At 46.2% G+C, this 17839-nt stretch carries 14 protein-coding genes; 3 read left to right on the forward strand and 11 right to left on the reverse strand.

What is annotated here, in order from left to right:
* Positions 1-188 precede the first annotated feature (188 nt).
* From AACV78_RS23540 to AACV78_RS23550, 3 genes are all read right to left on the reverse strand, one after another.
* Entirely contained in the window at positions 189-1364 is a 1176-nt protein-coding gene (locus AACV78_RS23540; RefSeq protein WP_194012812.1) for a D-alanine--D-alanine ligase family protein, read from the reverse strand.
* A gap of 22 nt (positions 1365-1386) precedes the next feature.
* The gene (locus tag AACV78_RS23545) at positions 1387-2451 is read right to left on the reverse strand and encodes a DMT family transporter (RefSeq protein ID WP_194012813.1); all 1065 of its coding nucleotides are present in this window, start codon (positions 2449-2451) and stop codon (positions 1387-1389) included.
* A 188-nt stretch (positions 2452-2639) separates the two neighbouring features.
* Positions 2640-3140, reverse strand: coding sequence for an acyl-CoA thioesterase (locus AACV78_RS23550; protein ID WP_194012814.1), 501 nt, complete (start codon positions 3138-3140; stop codon positions 2640-2642).
* 146 nt (positions 3141-3286) lie between these two features.
* On the opposite strand from AACV78_RS23550, the gene AACV78_RS23555 reads away from it, so the two are divergent.
* Positions 3287-4141, forward strand: a complete 855-nt coding sequence (locus tag AACV78_RS23555) for a universal stress protein (protein ID WP_194012815.1) — start codon at positions 3287-3289, stop codon at positions 4139-4141.
* A gap of 626 nt (positions 4142-4767) precedes the next feature.
* On the opposite strand, the gene psbM is transcribed toward AACV78_RS23555, so the two are convergent.
* From psbM to AACV78_RS23595, 8 genes are all read right to left on the reverse strand, one after another.
* On the reverse strand, positions 4768-4881 hold the full coding sequence (gene psbM / locus AACV78_RS23560; protein ID WP_194012816.1) for a photosystem II reaction center protein PsbM: 114 nt from the start codon (positions 4879-4881) through the stop codon (positions 4768-4770).
* A 217-nt stretch (positions 4882-5098) separates the two neighbouring features.
* The gene (locus AACV78_RS23565) at positions 5099-5395 is read right to left on the reverse strand and encodes a 2Fe-2S iron-sulfur cluster-binding protein (RefSeq protein WP_194012817.1); all 297 of its coding nucleotides are present in this window, start codon (positions 5393-5395) and stop codon (positions 5099-5101) included.
* A 238-nt stretch (positions 5396-5633) separates the two neighbouring features.
* Entirely contained in the window at positions 5634-7529 is a 1896-nt protein-coding gene (locus AACV78_RS23570) for a TolC family protein (protein WP_194012818.1), read from the reverse strand.
* 139 nt (positions 7530-7668) lie between these two features.
* A complete protein-coding gene (locus tag AACV78_RS23575) occupies positions 7669-9132 on the reverse strand; it encodes a DUF512 domain-containing protein (protein WP_194074340.1) in 1464 nt (487 codons plus the stop codon).
* Positions 9133-9555: 423 nt separating this feature from the next.
* A complete protein-coding gene (locus AACV78_RS23580; RefSeq protein WP_194011047.1) occupies positions 9556-9798 on the reverse strand; it encodes a hypothetical protein in 243 nt (80 codons plus the stop codon).
* Positions 9799-9825: 27 nt separating this feature from the next.
* Positions 9826-12384, reverse strand: coding sequence for an AAA-type ATPase lid domain-containing protein (locus tag AACV78_RS23585; RefSeq protein WP_194011046.1), 2559 nt, complete (start codon positions 12382-12384; stop codon positions 9826-9828).
* A gap of 212 nt (positions 12385-12596) precedes the next feature.
* On the reverse strand, positions 12597-13364 hold the full coding sequence (locus AACV78_RS23590; protein WP_194011045.1) for a class I SAM-dependent methyltransferase: 768 nt from the start codon (positions 13362-13364) through the stop codon (positions 12597-12599).
* Between the two features lie 80 nt (positions 13365-13444).
* On the reverse strand, positions 13445-14347 hold the full coding sequence (locus tag AACV78_RS23595; protein ID WP_194011044.1) for an undecaprenyl-diphosphate phosphatase: 903 nt from the start codon (positions 14345-14347) through the stop codon (positions 13445-13447).
* A gap of 426 nt (positions 14348-14773) precedes the next feature.
* Here AACV78_RS23595 and AACV78_RS23600 point away from each other — a divergent pair, with 426 nt between their 5' ends.
* Together AACV78_RS23600 and AACV78_RS23605 are read left to right on the forward strand one after the other, a co-directional pair.
* A complete protein-coding gene (locus AACV78_RS23600; protein WP_194011043.1) occupies positions 14774-15385 on the forward strand; it encodes a thylakoid membrane photosystem I accumulation factor in 612 nt (203 codons plus the stop codon).
* 807 nt (positions 15386-16192) lie between these two features.
* Positions 16193-17437 carry a sensor histidine kinase gene (locus tag AACV78_RS23605; RefSeq protein WP_194011042.1) on the forward strand — a complete coding sequence of 415 codons (1245 nt, stop codon included), beginning with the start codon at positions 16193-16195 and terminating at the stop codon, positions 17435-17437.
* The last annotated feature ends 402 nt before the right edge of the window (positions 17438-17839 follow it).

Below are 17839 nucleotides of genomic sequence, written 5' to 3' on the forward strand. Positions count from 1 at the left end.
CCCTCCCATACCCCCCTACTCCCCCGGATATTCTGGGAGTAGGGGTTGACTTTGATATTTTCCGCTCCCCTTTTCGATGCGGGGGCACCGGGGGAGCGAAGGCATAATCCTCAAACAGTAGATTGGCAATAAAATTGAATGCAATGGCGTACAATGCACGCCATCCAAGATGTTTTGTCAAAGTTCAATTAGCGAAGTAAATCCACAATATGAGGAATAATCGCGATATGTTGAGTCAACAAATAATCCAACCGATCCGCCAGCAAACTAAAAATTAAATCGTTATAACTCATCCCGTATTCCGCCAAGCCCAAAGTAACCAAACTTGTCACATTTTCGTCTGGATGTTTTAAATCAGGTTTCGGATTTGCTTCCAAAACATAAAGTGAACCCTCAGCATCACTCCTGACATCAATCCGCACCAAACTGTTCAAACTAAACTCCCAATATATTTTGCAAGCTAACTCAATTAACCTTTGTTTGAGTTCTGGTTCTTCGTCCCCCATCAACCGCCCGCGCTCGGCCGTAATCGCCTTTTGATCCATAGAAGTAAAGATGCGTTCCTCCGGTTCAAAAACTCGTTCTACCGTGGAAAAGGCAAAGGGTTTTGGATTTTTTGTAAAACAGCCTTTAGCATGAGTTACATAACCACAAACCGCTACACAAAATTCTCTTCCTGGCAAATATTTTTCAATTAAAGCCGTATTGTGAGTTTCTCGGTGAACTTCTGAAACAGCCTGAGATAAACCATCAATTTTGTCAATAAAATGAACCTGCAGCGAAGCCCGGCCGGATACTGGTTTGACAATAAAAGGCCCACGATAATCACCGAAAATTATGGCAAAACGCTCGTGCAAATTAGGCCGAAAAATTCCTTGGGAAGGATGCCAAGTCATAAACGGAGCAGTTTTTATTCCGACTGATTGCAGTTCCCGTTTAAAAGCGTGTTTGTTGTCTAAAGTAGAACTGTTTAAAGGATTGTGGCCGACATAGGGCATTCCCAACATTTCTAACAAGGCGGGAGTGTGACAAACAGGATTGTAGCCCTGCACTCCGCCCGTATTTAGCCAGACTAAATGGATTTTTTGTTCTTTTAGTTGTGCGGGTAAGTTCATGTCATCAGGGATGACAAAGACGTGTTGAAAGCCAATTTCGGTTAAGGCTCTGGCAATCTCGCGGGCGACGATTTCGTAGCTTTTCCAAGAACGGGGATTGTGCGTTTTGTAAATTACGGCTCCCTGGCGATCGCAGTTGCCGCCGAACACCACAGCAATCCGCAGTTTGGCAAACAGCTTTTCTAAGTATTGAGGGAGCAAACTCAATTCGTAATGCCAGGAATTTATACCGGTTGATGTTGCTACCATTTAATTTTTTTCCTTTTTTGTTTTATTTGCGATCGGCATATTTGCTCGATTTGGCTAAATATATTCCAGCCAAAACTACAGAGAAAGCGAACCAATTAAACAAGCTCAAATTTTCGGAAAATAGCATCCAGGCAATAATCGCCGTAATTACTGGTTCTAGCAGCAGAAAAAGGGCGACAAATCCCGATGACAAAGTGCCGAGACTGTGGATGAGAAGTCCTTGGCCAAAAGCTTGACAAATCACGGCTAAGGCAATTACAGTCAGCCATCCCTCCCAAGAATAAGGGAAAATTCGATCGCCCTCCAGCAAAACCAAGGGCAAAATCAAGAGGCTACCAATCAAACAGCGCCACATCAATATAGTTGTCGCCGGGAACTTGGTTCGCAAATCTTCCGCAATCAGCAGATTTGCTGCATAAAACATTGCGGATAACAAAGCAGCAATGTCCCCGGTAAAATTGTCTCCCGCGATTTGCAAGTCGGTAGTGCCGATCGCAATTGCGCCTGACAAAGCCACTACTAATCCCAGCAAAAACCTGCGGTCAAAATGCCGTCCCAACAGCAGCCATCCCCCCAAAGTAGTAAATAAAGGAGTTAAGTTGCGAAGTACGGTAGAATTAGCGACATTAGTTTGAGTTAGCGACCAGGCCCAGAAACCGAGAGAAGCAGAAGAAACCACGCCGACGGCTGTTAATAACATCACATCCTTCAGAGTGTAGTTCGATCGCGCTTCAACTACATTCCCAGACATTCGGCGGCGCGCTTCTCCCGCCCCGTTCCAAATTCCAAATACCGCAGTTGCTATCCACAAGCGGTTAAAAACCGTAGCATTCGGACTGATTTCCCGTTCGCTCAACCGAATAAAAATGGCCGCCAGAGACACCGCCAGCAGCGCCGCAGACAGCGAGACGATCGCCCAAATTTTACTTTGACTGTCGTCAGCTAATTCACCGTTGTTTAAATTGTCCGGGTTTCCAGAAACAATCGTTGTTTCTTCTGCTATTGACGCAGGTATTAACTGATTATTTGCCAAAATATTGTGCTGTATGTCAATATTTTCTTCGGCTAATTCCAAGTTTTTTGACATTATTGAAAAGTCCCACCAAGGCTGAAAGTATAAATTAGAAGACTGCCAAAACCCGGTCAGGAATTACGCACTCCTTACTTAAGAAACCGGGTTTTTTGTTGGCATCAAGGGCTACAACCAAATTTTTGGCAAAAAACCCAGTTTCTGGCGACCCGTGCAGGACTATATTTTTGGTAGTTAACAGCAGCTTAGGTTGAAGGTTTAACAGAAAGTTTTGTTAAAGCTTCCTTGAGCGCCGGCGGCAATTGGCGGATAATCTTACCCTTGTCCCGATCGACACCAACCAAAGTTACCTGCGCCGTCACGTATAACTCCTGCGTATCGGGCGATCGAATTTCGTAATCCCAAAGCAGCCGCACACCCTCACTCGCCGCCACCCGCGTTCTGACAGCCACCAATTGACCCATTTGCACAGAGCGGTGGTAGCGCAGCGAAAGCTCCACCACGGGCAATTCCAAACCCTGCGCCACCCACTCCGCATACTCAATACCGAGAGAGCGCAAACTTTCCACCCGCGCTTCCTCCATCCAAGCCAGATAAGTCCCGTGCCAAACCATACCCGAATAGTCAGTATGGTGAGGGTAGACTCGCACCAAATATTCAAACCAGCCCTCAGAGTCCATACCGGGTCGATTTTGAATAGCACCAGTCGGTGCGAGTTCTGGTTGAGTTCGATCGTTCTCTAACACGTTACAAATTGTTCCAAAACGCTACATTTCTACAAATCATAAAGCAAACTTCAGGCCTATGCTTGACATTGACCCCCTAGAGTACCAACACCCTAGTGAGAGAGTCGCACAAGAAAACTCAACTGTTTTTACTGCAAAAAACAACCATGATAGAAAAAATTTTAGTAGCCGTAGCCGGTCGTGGCTTGTGCGAAGAGATGTTTAATATGTTGATGGACATCCCTTCCTTGCAACAAAGCTCTGTCACCGTATTGCACGTCGTGCCGCCCCAAGTGACATCCGACGGCATGGCCCAAAAGTTGGAAGAAGGAGGCAAGATTTTAGCACAAGCAGTCCAGTCCTTAAAAATCGATCCCAACAAAGTCAATCCCCGGCTGAAACAGGGAGACCCAAAAACCACAGTTTGCCAAGTCGCAGAAGAAGAACAATCCGACTTAGTGATTATGGGTTCTCGGGGATTGGGACGGCTGCAATCGATTTTGGAAAACTCAGTCAGCCAGTACGTTTTCCAGCTAACATCCAGACCGATGCTGTTAGTCAAAGACGACATCTACGTCAAAAAAATCCGGCGCGTCATGGTGGCTCTAGACCCATCTGAATCCGCCAAACAATCCTTAGAACTAGCCCTATCTTTTGTCAAAGAAGTCAACGGCGGACAGATAATTTTAGTACACGTCACCAAAGATTTGACTGGAAAATCCACCGAAGATGTAACAGCAAATGCTGAAAAAGACCCAGTATTAGCTTCTGCAGTAGCCCTCGCGAAACAACTGGGAGTTAGCTACCGCTGCGTGAGTGCCACAGGTAAGCCCGGGGAAGAAATTTGTCGGATTGCAGACGAAGTGAATGCCGATTTATTAGTAATCGGTTCCCCGGATCGGCGGCCCAACGTTGCCAAAAACTTTTTGGATCTCGATCGACTCCTAGGAAATTCTCTCTCGGACTACGTGCGAGTCTACGCCAACTGTCCCGTCTTGCTAGCCCGCACAGTCGTCGGCTAGACTCTCATCGCCAGCGGTGGGGTGCGGCGAGTGCGAGTAATTGTCGATCGTCCGCGAGCAATCTCAAAACCTCAGCACCATTTATTCCCGGCGTGCGTCAGTTTTGAGATTGTGAAGAAAGTAGCTAAAATCTTCCTAGGAATGGCAAGCAAATCGCTTAAGTGATTTGCTTGTTTTGCTTGTCACCGACAAAAGTCTGGTAACGAGCAATTATTAAATTGCATTCCTAAGTAATATCGTTTCCGGCTGCATCGTCAGGTGATAACTTAGAGAGAAATTCATGAATGATTTTTACAAGTCACCACCTATCTCGGTGCAATTTTCAGTTGTTCGATTCACAGTCAACAGTCAACAGTCAACAGTCAACAGTCAACAGTCAACAGTTAATACCATTTTTCTAAAATCGTGCAACACTCTTCGACCCCCCCTAGCCCCCCCTTGTAAAGGGGGGGACAAGAACACTGTTGCATTCTTTTTTAAAATTGGTATAACATCATGAGGAGTGCAACCGGAATTGATATAATTAAATTTTCGTTCCCAAAAAGTTCACAAAAAAAGCGCCCCAGAAAAAAACTGTTGGCGCTTTTTTTACAACTAGCTTTTTCAGACAAAAATAGCAGCAATTGCTATTCTTTTCTACCTTGACGGCTAGCCGTTTGAATGTACAGAATGATGAGAAAAACGCTGGGAACCAATACAAACAGAATGGTTGCCACAAAACCTAAATCATTAACTTCCATGAAGATCCCCGCCTCTATCAAAAAATAGGAAAACACACACTACTAGGATACCACTCAAAGGCCAAAGGAAAACTCGAAGACAGAAGGAGCCTGGGAGCCTCGGAGAACCCCAGAACCCCAGAACCCCAGAAGTCTACACCTTCTTCTCTCTTCCCTCTTCCCTCTTCCTTCTTCCTCCTTCCTTCTTCCCTCTTCCCTAGAACTTCGCAAACCCTAGCTACGGCTTAGTCTTCACGCTCACCGCGCCGTTGACCGTAGTTTGACAAGCCAACCGATAGTTTTCGGGCTTTTTCTTGAGCTTGCGGTTCTCAAAATCAGTGCGGGGCGAGAGGTTTTCACTTCCCTCGACAATTTCCACAATGCAGGTGCCGCATTGACCGTAGCCCCCGCAATTCATCATCTTGCCCGAAAACGTGTACAAGTCGATGCGGTTTTCTAGAGCTTTGAGCCTCAAATTGGCTCCATCTGCTGCGATGACTTCCTGATTTTCCTTCACAAACTTGATATTGGCCATTACCGATTCCTTAACGCAGTTGACATGGAGCTCTCTAACCAAATATTAACTAATGTGTCGAACGTTTCATACCCGATGTCTCATCCTTTGGGATTAAAAGTCGATCGCCCCAACCCAAGCCAAGCCAACCCAACCCAATCTCATAGCATTTGAGATTTGAGATTTGAAAACTGGGAATGACCGATCGGATATGGGTTTGGAGTTAACCTACAGTGGCATTTTTTGGGGCAAACTCCTATCAAGGAGCATCCGAGAGGTTATTACTGGGAAGATTGCTCACAGCCCGCTGGAGAGACGAAAGCCCCAGGTTGTAGGTGACAATTGCCGACAATCGGTTTCTCTCAGCCCTAGTCAAATCAGTTTCCGCCTGAATCACATCCGTCTGAGTACCCACGCCAGCTTGAAACCGCAGTCTGGCCAAACGCAGGGCTTCTCTCGCCTGCAAAACCCCCGCCTCAGAAGTTTCGATGTTCTCAAAACTCGACTCCAAGCCAAAATAGGCTTGTTCCACTTCCCGGCGCACTTGGTTGCGGAGTTGGTCAAATCGACTTTCGGCGATCGCAATATCAGCATCCCGCTGTTTGATCCTCGACCTCACCGCACCCCCATCAAAGATATTCCAAGTCAAATTCGCTTGCAGCGCATAGCCGCTCGCCCAGCCGCGAGTTGAAAACGGGTCTGGATTGTCAGAAGTTACTCCCTGGAAGTTGTAGGAACCGCTGACACTGACTTGAGGCAGTCCCCCCGCCCGAATCGATCGCCTTTGCTGCTTGCTGATATCTCTCTGTACCAACTGCTGTTCCAACTCGGGGCGATTCTTAATAGCCTGCACGATACTCTCTTCCAAAGACAGCCGCCAAGAGCCAGCTTGCTCCACCGGGTCAGCCGCCGTCAAGTTTGCCGACTGGCTGATATTCAAAAGCTCAGCCAGCCGGCGCTGGGCCACTCGCTGGTCGCGGCGGGCCACTGAGAGTTGCTGCTGTTCGTTAGCCAAATTTGCCTGAGCTTGCAACACCGCAAACCTCGTTCCCACCCCGGCCCGTTCCAAAGCTTCAGCATCCCGCAAACTTTGCTGGGCATTTCTCACAGAAGCTTGGCGGATAGCAACTTGTCCGTCGGAGTTTTGCAAATTGTAGTAAGCCTCAGCAGTGTCGAAGCGGAGTTGCTCGGCTTGGCGCTCCAAATCCAGTTCCCGAAAGCGCAACTGTTCCCTAGCCGCGCGGATGTTAGCATTGCGGCGGCCGAAAATGTCGAGGTCGTAGCTCAACTGCAAACTGTTGTTGAGACTGGTGCTGCCGAAATTTTGGAACTCGGAAGAATTTGCCGGCAGTTGTCGGTTGGCCGGCAAAGTCTCATTGCGGCGCAGCCGGGACTGCACCCCAATCTGTCCGCTGGCGCTGACTTGGCGGCTCGCGTTCATTTGAAAAGTCAAGTCTGGAAATAAAGCAGCTTGTTGTTCGCGCACGGCCGATCGACTTTGTTCGAGTTGTTTCTCGGCGATTTGCAAAGTTTGACTGTTGCGGCGGGCGATGTCTATAGCCTGCTGCAAGGTAATTGACTCTGTTTGCTCGATCCTGACATCCTCGGGCTTTGTCGGAAACAGCAGCGGATTCGGGTTGGGCTCTAGGGAAGCCGGAGGGTTGGTTTCTAAAATGCCCTTCGGGGTGACTGGGGGGAAACTTTCGATGGGAGTGCCGCGGGGAGTTAGTGCTGGCAAATTGGGCGCCGGAACACTGTTTGGGCCGCTCGGAATTGGCTGCTGAGAGACTGTATTTGCGGGCGTTCCAGACTGGGCCTTCTGTGCAGGCTGAGTTGCAGGGGAAGCCGGAGCCGCCTGTTGGGGCTTTGATGCTTGCTCGGGCTTGGTTGGCTCAGTTGCTGCGATATTTGCTTCCCCTTGCGGAGCCGCCTCGGATGTTGGGGGGTTAAGGGCGATCGACTCTTCGGGTTCTGATGCTGGTTCTGACGCTGTGTTTGAGGTCGATCGAATATTCTGGCCTAATTCGAGCTGATTTAAGCTGGCAGAGCTGTCGAGAGATTGAGCCGGGGGCTGGGCCGAAGCAGTTTGTGCGGCGTTGCTGAAAGTAATTGCAGCGCCCACTCCGACCACGACGATTTGACGAAAAACACGCATAATTTTTTAATTACTGCAATTCTAGAGACAATTTTAGAGCAAGATTGAGTTCTCAATTTTCCAGTCTGTAGCCTGGACTAAACATTTACAAGTCACAATTACCTACTCATCTTAAACTTTTGAATGCTTGATTCAAAATTTAGAATTGAACTTCAGCAGTTGCCAGACCGATCGCCCCTGAGATTAGTTCCTCTACTCCGCTCACCGGCAAAATCCGGGTTTTCAGCGAGCTAGCTAGCTGTTCTACGGTCATGTCGTCGAGAAAACGAGGTTCACCCTGTTTTAGCATAACCGAAGGCAGCAGGATGCCATCTCCCAAGTCTCGCCCCTGCAAAGCCTCCAGCAAATCTTGCCCGGTGAGCAAACCCGTGACGGTGATAGTTTGTCCCCAGTAGCGGCTGGAGAGTGCGGCCATCTTGACCGACAAGCCGGGAATTTGGTTTAGTTGTTGTACGATCGGCCCAAAAGCCTTTTCAACAGCATTCCCCACCACCCAAACCAACTCCCGCCGCGGAATAACCGGCAGCGGTTGCAGCTTAGCAAAAGCCGCTTCAAACTGCCCAATAAACTGGCGGATAGAACCCACACCGTTACCAATTTGGGGATAATCTTCATAATCAGCAGCCGACGGCAAATCCAAACCCGCGATTAAAAACCATTCATCAGCCAGCCAAATACACCGCGATTTTGAATTTCCCCCCCGAACATCGGGAGAATTCCCATCTTCTCCCCCCCTTACCAAGGGGGGGCTGGGGGGGGTGAATTTCCGATGATTTTTTTTCCTTTTCTTATCGGCTTTACCCTGACTCAAAACCCCTTGAATTTGATGCACTTGCGCGATAACTTCCCGCGCTTTTTCCGCAGTTACTGCAATTAATTCATCTTCCGCAGGGCGAAACCGAGTTAAACCCACCGGCACCACCGCCACCGATGCCACAGCGGGAATATTTCCGGTATGAAACTTTGCCAAATCCAACAAAGTGCGTTCCAAATGTTCGCCATCATTAATTCCCGGACAAACCACAACTTGAGCGTGAATTTGCAAGCGGCGCTCTTGAAACCATTTAATTTGCTCTAAAATTTTCCCCGCCCTGAAATTTTTCAGCAACCGAATTCGCACGTCCGGTTCAGTAGCGTGCACCGAAACATAGAGAGGAGAAAGCCGCATTTGTTCGATTCGGTTCCACTCTTTTTCAGTCAGATTGGTGAGAGTCAGATAGCTGCCGTAAAGAAAACTGAGGCGGTAGTCATCATCTTTGAAATAAAGAGTTTCGCGCTTTCCCGGGGGCTGCTGGTCGATAAAGCAAAAAGGGCAGCGATTGTTACACTGAATTAGTCCGTCGAATAAGGCTGTTTCAAATTCCACGCCCAAGTCTTCGTCATACTCTTTTTCTATTTCTAATTTGTGAGTTTTGCCTTTGGCATCTAAAACTTCTAGTTCCAGAAATTCGTCGGCGCACAGAAATTGATAGTCAATCAAGTCGCGGGGTTTTTGGCCGTTGACGGCGACGATGGAATCTCCGGCATCAAATCCCATTTCTGCTGCGATGCTGTCGGGGATAACTTTGGTAATTCGGGCTGGTTTGGTTGAGGATTCGCTCATAAGTTCGCGATGATTTTTTAGATTTAATAAATTATTTTTGACATATTTTTGTTAGGACTTACGCACGGGTGCGTCGCAACCGGGTTTTTACCCAAATATTTGCTTGAGAGCCTCTATCTCGGTTAAAAACCCGGTTTCTTTATTTTGAGTGCGTCCATAACTATATATTTGAATATCTCAATATCATTATCACATTTGCCGTTGTTTGTCAATTTTTTATCGCAGCATCCGGGGCAGTGATTTGTCAGACTTTATATTTTTTTGATAGTCACTCTATTGATATGCGAATAATTGGTTGATAGTCGCTGTTGTAATTGTTCAAGCACAGGTTGAATATCTGTTGGAAATTGGCGGTATTTCTTTGCGAGGCTTTTCAGTTTTCGCTGAAATTAAGGTGTGAAACGAATTTCAACGAGAAGCCAATTAGTCAACGTCGATTCCCTCCCACAGTTGAGAAAGGGGTAATGTTTGTCCAGTCATGGCTTGCTGCCAAGATTGGCGAAAGCTGAGGCGTAAAAAATCTGTATCTTCCTCTGTTGTCGTAGCTTGAGTTTCCAGAGAATGGGTGCGTTGAATAATAGCGGATAGTGTTTTAAGTAGTTCAAGCTGTTCAGTCAATGACAGTGACTGAGTAAGATCGATCGCTTGTTGAAGTTGTGAAGTCATAGTAAATCCTCGTGGTTTTATTTTACATTAGTTACCAACGATCGCATACCACAAACTCACCATCAGGCACAAACTCGCTAAATGCTGAGGAATCAAAGATTTAATCGATCGCTTAGCAATTTTTTGAGTCACAAATATCGTCACCAACAATGAGACAATCAAAGTAAAACCTTGCAAAAAGCTAATCACCGCTGGATCTCCTACAAAACTAGGCAAATCATCTCTAATTTGTCCGAAAGTGGCAAAAGTTACCGGAATCAATCGCCCGCCTTCCTGCAAACCCAATCGCCAATAGTGAGCCAAACTACCGCCCCAGACTAGGGGTAGATATCCGTAGGCAAGAAAGACAAATGAGAGAGGTTTATAGGTTGTAAATGGAATAGTTTTTGCTTGTCCCAATCTGTAAATTGCCTGCATGACGGCATAAGCTACTAACGGAATCAGCGGCGGAATAATTAATACCGCGAGCGACATTCCTAAGTGAGGTAAAAATTGCTCTAAATTGATACCCAACCCCAATAAACTATCGATTTCCGGTAAGCGATGGAGATAGATACCGCCTAATAATAGAAATAACAAGGCAACTTCATAACTGTGAGGAACATGGGTTGTCCATAATTCGATTCCCGGAGGGCGCACATTTAATTCTACCGATCGGTGGGGACAAGCTTTTAAGCAAGTCATGCACAAAACGCAATCTTTATTATCAGTTAATTGGGCGGGATGGGAATAAATTGGACATCCATTAGTGGTTAATCCTTCCCCCAAGCCCGGGCCGCCTTTATAGCATTGGTAGGTGGTGCATTCCGCCGCGCAGGTTCCTTGTTGGGCGCGCAGTTCGATGATTGAAAGTTTAGCAAATAATCCATTCATCCCTCCGATCGGGCATAAATACCGACACCAAAGCCGCCTTTCAAAAATTAGCGAGAAAATTACCGCGCCCGCCGTAATTAGCAATAACAAACAACTGGATAAATAGGCGGTATTTTCTAAATTCCACAACTCTTCCCAGAGAAAGATTAGGGTAAATAGTCCGAATAGAAACCAACCACCCCATTTTTCAGCTAATTGGCGCGGCCATTTATTGAGAGTTCGCGGGAAAATTTTCAGCGATAGTTTTTGGACAATTTCTCCATAAATCATAAAGGGGCAAAAGGCACACCACAATCGCCCGACGATGGGGAATAATAATAAGATTAACGGCCACCACCAGGCCCAGAAAATGTTGAGAGCAAAATTATGCTCTCTATCTTGGGGAGCAACAAATAGGATAATTACTACTAATGCAAATACCCAACTGGTAAACCAATAATTCACGCGATCGGGATACCAGTCGCTCCGCAAAAATTGCCTAAATTTAGGATAGATATTTAATAAATTCAGGCGAAATTTTTGTTTTTTCGCCGCCTGGGCCCAAAATACTTCTTCGGTTAGTACCTGACTTCCTTGGGCTTGAACTAAAGCGCGATCGACCATGCCCTGCAATTCCTGCAAATTACCGGGAAAATCGTAGGCTTGCAAGCGGCGAATTGCTTCTGGTGTGACTTGGGGCTTGACTAATTTCTTTTTGCGACCAATGATATTGAGATAATAGTTGACTTGTGCTTCTAAATCTGTTTTTCGCACCCGCAAGGATGGGACTTTAATCTTGTGTTGTGTCAGCTTGTCTAGCTTGGGCTGCACACTTTCTGAGATTAAAATTATGCGGACATTAGTAGAACGCGGTGGCGGTGGTATTTGTCCTTCTTTGACTACTAATGTATAGGTTCCTTCGGTTAATAGTTGCTGAATTTGGGGGCATAATTGATCTGGTAATTCTTGCACGTCATTGAAAATTAACGTTCCTTCGCCCAACCATTCCAACAATCCAGGTTTGCCGCCCAAACGCCCGAATAATTCTGCTCCATTAGCCTGCAGCAAGGCACTTTTTATCTGAATAACTGGCTCGTTGCGGCGGTGGGAACCGAAATGAATTAAAGCTGCTAAATTATCTTTTTCTAAACCAGGTTCGCCTGAGATTAATACCGATCGATTGTCACTCGATGCTGTGCGAATTTGTTGGCGCAATTTCACTGCATAACGGCTATTTCCAATTACTCCGCGTTTCGCCCTTGGTACTAGATAGCTGCGGAGGGCGTTTTGACGCTCTCTTTCGTAGGCGATTTCTGATTCTAGCTGCTCTAATTTCGCGGCCAAGCGTTGAGCGTAGGCTTCGGTGATGCGTGGATATCTTTCTAGCAAACTGCGCCAGCGCGAGGCACTAATTACCCAAAATTGACATTCTGTACGGGCAATAATTCGACTATCTGCCGGTTGCGATCGCTGGAGGGCGGATAAATTGACGATCGCCCCCGGTAACAAACTACTCCCCCACATTAAACCGGGCTGTTTGCGCCGGTAGCGATCGGCTTGTCCGCTTTCTAGGATGTAGAGATTGGTGACGGGCGTATCTTCGATTACCACTCGAAATCCCGTGGGAAAAGTTGCCATTTCCATTTCCAGCGCGATCGCCTGTAAAATCTCGCGGGATAATATGCCTAATTCGGTGTTCGATTCGAGCCAGTTAACTAATTTTTCGGTAGACATCGCTTAGCCTCGGCGAAAATAGAATTGTGCTGCTTGGTGTAGGAGAAATTATTTAATTTTAATTGATTTTTGCCACCAGTAGGAGCATCTCAGTTTGGCATTTATAGTGCGATCGTCCCCGCTCGCATATTGTACCACTCGCGAGCGGGGACGCTCTCACTACAATAAAAATCTTTTTGCCAAACTGAGATGCTCCCTTTACTTGTTAACTATCACTTTGCTTTTTCCCCCACAATCACAGCGATGGGAATTGCATAATGAATTGCATCCCCTCGCAAATGTGCGCCAATTCCCAGACTGTCAACACCAATATCATCTCTAAAAATTTGTCGCAGCTTATCGCCATCGCCTGGGTTTGGAAAAGAAGCCGCTAACTGCTGTTCTAGTTCTAATTCTACTTTGTAAAATGCCAATTTCACATTGTGAAGGTTGGCATCAGCGACTAATTTCGGCAACTCTTCCAGAGTCAAAGCGCGAGTGTGAGATGGATCGCGCAGTTTTTCAATATAGTTGTAAGCATCAACTTTTTCCGGCGGCATTACTACGTCAGCAATCAAAATGCGATCGCCAGGGCGACACACCCGAACCATCTCCGACATTACAACATCCGGCCGCAAAAAATGATGGAAAGCGTAGCGACTCAGCACAATGGAAAAACTATCATCGGGAAACGGTAGCGTCTCAATGTCGCCTTGCAACCACGAGAGATTAGTCAAGTTTTTTTGCTCGGTCAAAATCTGGGCTTGTTCTAGCATTGCTGGTGTTAAATCGATGCCAGTAACGTGATGGGAAACTGCCGCAAAAGCACAAGCAACAATACCGGGGCCGCAAGCAACATCTAGAACTGTATCCTTGTCAGATACGTTGGCCATTTTCATCAATAAATCTAGAGATTCTTGATTTGTATGGCCGTACAAGTTGGAGAATGGCACAGCCTGACGGGTGAATTGGTCGATGATGGATTTTTGATGTGCGCTCATAGTTTAATTCTGTCCTTGTTTGCTGCTATATTGTAGGGCAGGAGCGGCTAAATTCGCTCCTGCTAAGCTTATTTCATCTATTAACTATTTCTCAATGCTCCACCTGCGATCGCGGTCAAGATAGCCACGCCAAAGGCCAGCCGATACCACACAAACACCCACGTATTCTGGGTTTGTAGGAACTTCATCAACCACGCGATAGACAAATAGGAAAACACAAAGGCCGAAATCGTTCCCACTATCAAAGCGACAAGTCCAGCACTGTCGATTCCTGAACTCAAAGCACCCTTCAATTCCACTAATCCAGCCAGGGTAATTGCGGGAATTCCTAATAAAAAAGAAAACCGCGCGGCGGCGGCCCTTTCCAATCCCATAAACAATCCTGCTGTTAGGGTGGAACCCGATCGCGAACACCCCGGAATCAATGCCATTGCTTGACCTAATCCCATGAAAATCCCGTCTTGGACGGTTAATTTTTCATAAGTGCGATCGCGCTTGCCAATTTTTTCGGCTATTGCTAACAGCAGCGACATGAAAATCGAAGCAATGGCGATGCTAGCCAAACTCCTCAGCGGCGACTTGTCAAAATCTGGAACCAATATCTTGATTAGCAGCCCAAAAAAGACTATGGGTATTGTTCCCAAAGCAATCCCCAATGCCATTTTAAACTCTTGCGCTTTGTAGTCGCGCCGCACCGCAGCGTTGAATGCACCAAAAGTTATATTTGTCAAGTCTTTCCAGAAATACCAAAGTACGGCGACAATGCTGCCTAACTGAATCACAGCAGTATAAACAACCCCCGGATCGCCCCATCCCAGGGCGATCGGCACTACCTTCAAATGAGCGCTGCTACTAATTGGTAAAAACTCCGTTAATCCCTGTACAATTCCTAAAACAATCGTCTGCACCAAATTGAGTGGAGCGGGCCCGCCAACATCAGCAGCGGGCGTTTGGGCGAGGAATGCGTCAAGCAAAGCTATCATTAGTTGTCTGTTTCTAGTTATCAGTTGAATTGGACATTTTGTACTATTTTCAGAAGCTACAATTCAAGCCCACAACAAATAATTTTTCTTGTGGTGCGGAAACTTCCAGCCCTCCGCTGAAAAGCCCAAATAGCGATATTTTCTCAGTTGAATCGCCTTGTCTGTAGGGTAGCATCTCAGTTTTGAATTTGTTGTTTTGTCGCCCCCTAGGGAGAATATACGATACTCGATCGGGGGGATGGTACTATAACAACATACTTTTTGCATTAATTGAGATCCTGGCGGTCGATCGCAACAACAAGCAAATTATCATAGTCTATTCCAAACTACTTTAACCTACTCAGGAACATTTGCATACATTTGCTGATAAACTTAAAAAAGTTTTTGTTTTTGATGAAGCCAGCTTACAGCAACTGCCAACAACCTATGATATTTTCTGCATCCAAAAAATTAACTGTTAATGCTGATTCTGGCATCCGCTTGCTGCGGCGAATCTTGTCAGCCAGTATTTTAACAGTGGCGATCGCCTTTAACTTGATACTGTTCGCCGGCACACCGCCAGCGGGAGCAAGTCTCACGGACGATCGCTTCGACGGTACAATTTTTGCTCTCTACGCCGGCAACGGTTCCCTAGTTCCTCCTAAAGTCAAGCTTACAGATTCTTTCAAACGCAAGAAACCCGCACTGTTAGTGTTTTACACAGACGACAGCAGCGACAGCAAGCAATACGCGATCGTCGTTTCTCAACTCCAGGAATTTTACGGCCGCGAAGCCGATTTTATCCCGGTAATCATTGACTCTTTGCCTCCAGAACCGTCACCAGAACTCACCGAACCCGGTCATTATTACGAAGGTTTTGTACCTCAAACCGTCATTTTAGACCAATCTGGAAAAGTAGTTTTTAACGAGAAAGGACAAATACCGTTTGAACAAGTAGACGATGCCTTTCGGAAAGTATTCGACTTGCTGCCCCGAGAAAAATCCCTCCCGCTGAAACGCCGTGTAGTGAACGAACTCAACGTCGAATTGTCGAAGTAATATCTAATTGCCGACTGCTAATTGTTGCTGCAATTTTAAATGATTCCAGAAAGATATTTTTCGGTGTCATACTGGTGTAATGTGCGCTGCATCGCAGGCAGAAAAACCGGGTCGATCATTCTCCTTAAAGCTATAGCCAGCACTGGTTTTACTGAATCCAAATCTTATAGTGAAAGTCGTCGGGAGCATCTGGTATTTTGCGTTTAATTATAGTGCTGTCCCCCCTCGCGATGATCTACTTGCGAGCGGGGACAGCACGCTCAATAAAAAAATGCTTTTTACAAATATGAGATGCTCCCAAGTCGTCGGCGGCTGACTATAAATCAGTATTTTAGTCGGCGACTGACGACTTTCGCTTGCAGACAGGAAATTTATTCCCTGGCGGGTTTAGTAAGAATTAATTAGCCCTGCCTAGAGAAAGTTTAGCCGAGAGCATCCGGTGTTTTGTATTGATCTATAATAGTGCAAGCGCCCTCGCTCGCGTATTGTAATCGCTGATTGCAATGCAGGAGATGCTCCCGTCTTGCGAGTCTCAAATGCTTGGTTTAAAGTTTATTTTTTGGTTTGAAATTTGGCAGCAAAATTCCGCTGTTATTATAATATAAAAGTGGGCTAGCGGTGATTGTGACTCTCGGCTGGAGTTTGGTAACTGTGGTGACAGTATTATGTTAATCAAAAATTAGGAGATGCTAAAAACCTAGTATAAGTGAATTTAACAAAAGAAGCGTAAGCTAACAATCCAATGTGATGAAACTCTGGGCAATTCTAGTGGCTGTATCCTAAAGAATAAGTTGTGGAGATGGTGTTATGGCAAAGATTTTGACGATCGCGGATGCTGCGACTTTTGAAGTCGTGCAAGAGTTACTGGAGAGGGAGGGACATCAAGTGAGAGTCGCCCTCGACGGTAAGGATGGTTTAGATTTGGCGAGGGAATTCTCCCCGGATGCGATCTTTTGCGACGGAAATTCGCCTCAAATCAACTGGTTGGAGATGTGCCGGTTGGTGAAAGCCGAGCGAGAATTGGCGGCTACTTATTTTGTGCTGCTGACAACACCACAGCAATTTGCAGAAGTTCAAGAATTGGAGGGGCTGATTGACGATTTCCTGTTTAAACCGATAGTTAAGCAGGAATTGTTGGGGCGGGTGCGCGCGGGGAAGCGAGCGCGAGATTTGAGGCTGGAGTTGGATCGCACTCAGCAAAAATTGCAACTGTCGGGCGATCGAATCCTGCAAACTGAAAAAATGTCTAGTTTGGGGGAATTGGTATCTGGTATCGCCCACGATATTAACAATCCGATTACTTTTATTTACAGCAATCTCACTCACGTCCAAACTTACGCTACTGACTTAATAGAACTGCTGCGATTGTATCAAAAACAGCTAGTAAATCCTGACTCGGAGATTCTGCAAAAACAGCAAGATATGGATGTGGAATTCGTGCTCGACGATTTATTAAAAATTGTGAGTTCCATGCGAACCGGGAGCGATCGCATCCGGCAAATTATCTTATCGGTACAGGATTTTTCCCGCAGCGATCGCTCTGGCTGGCAGTTATTCGATATTTCCGACGGTTTAGAAAACACTTTGTTATTGTTGCAGCACCGCTTACCGGCCCGCGAGGGGAGGCGGGATATCAAGGTGATAAAGCAATACGGAAATCTGCCGCAAATTGAGTGTTACGCAGGTCAGCTCAATCAAGCTTTTTTGAATATTATCAATTACGCGATCGATACTTTAGAAGAGTCGAGTCAAGAGCTGGGCGAGTCGGAAGCGGTCAACTTTAAGCCGATGATTGTGATTGGCACTAAGGTGATAGATACTCAGCGGATTGCTATTGAAATCGCTGATAACGGCATGACAACTAGCCCAAATATTGCAGCGCAAATTTCGGATTCATTTTTGACAACAAAACCTATAAAAGACAGCAGTATATTGGGAATTGCTGCCAGCTATCGGATAATTGTAGAGCAGCACAAAGGAGAGTTGAAGTATGTTTTTGAACCTGAAAAAGGTACTAAATTTACGATAGAGATTCCGCTCAGGCACACTTAACTAAATGTTTGTAGTGCGGACTGAAGTCCGCACTGCGAACCCATCGCGGGTGCAGTTAATCGAGCGGACATGATATAGCAATCCTTGCAGGAGTCGTAAACTTTTGACCCCACCCCAACCTTCCCTTTGTTAAGGGGAGGGAGTAAGAAATTCACAAATGATTTAGGATTGCTATATAGCCTTTCTAGCTCTCGTATGAGGTACTATGCGGCCTAGGGAACAGGGCATAGGCCGCCGTGGGCATAGGGCTATCCTTACCACGCGATAGAACCGCTATATCAGGGCGAATAATTATCATGAACCAGCCTGTTTTAAGGTGGGTTTATTTTTATTTTTTGTTGGTGTGAGTCAGAAATTATTGGGAAAATAGCCCCTACAAATGCCGTACAATATTTGTTAATT

The sequence above is a fragment of the Tychonema sp. LEGE 07196 genome (assembly GCF_963890365.1).
Classification (GTDB): domain Bacteria; phylum Cyanobacteriota; class Cyanobacteriia; order Cyanobacteriales; family Microcoleaceae; genus Microcoleus.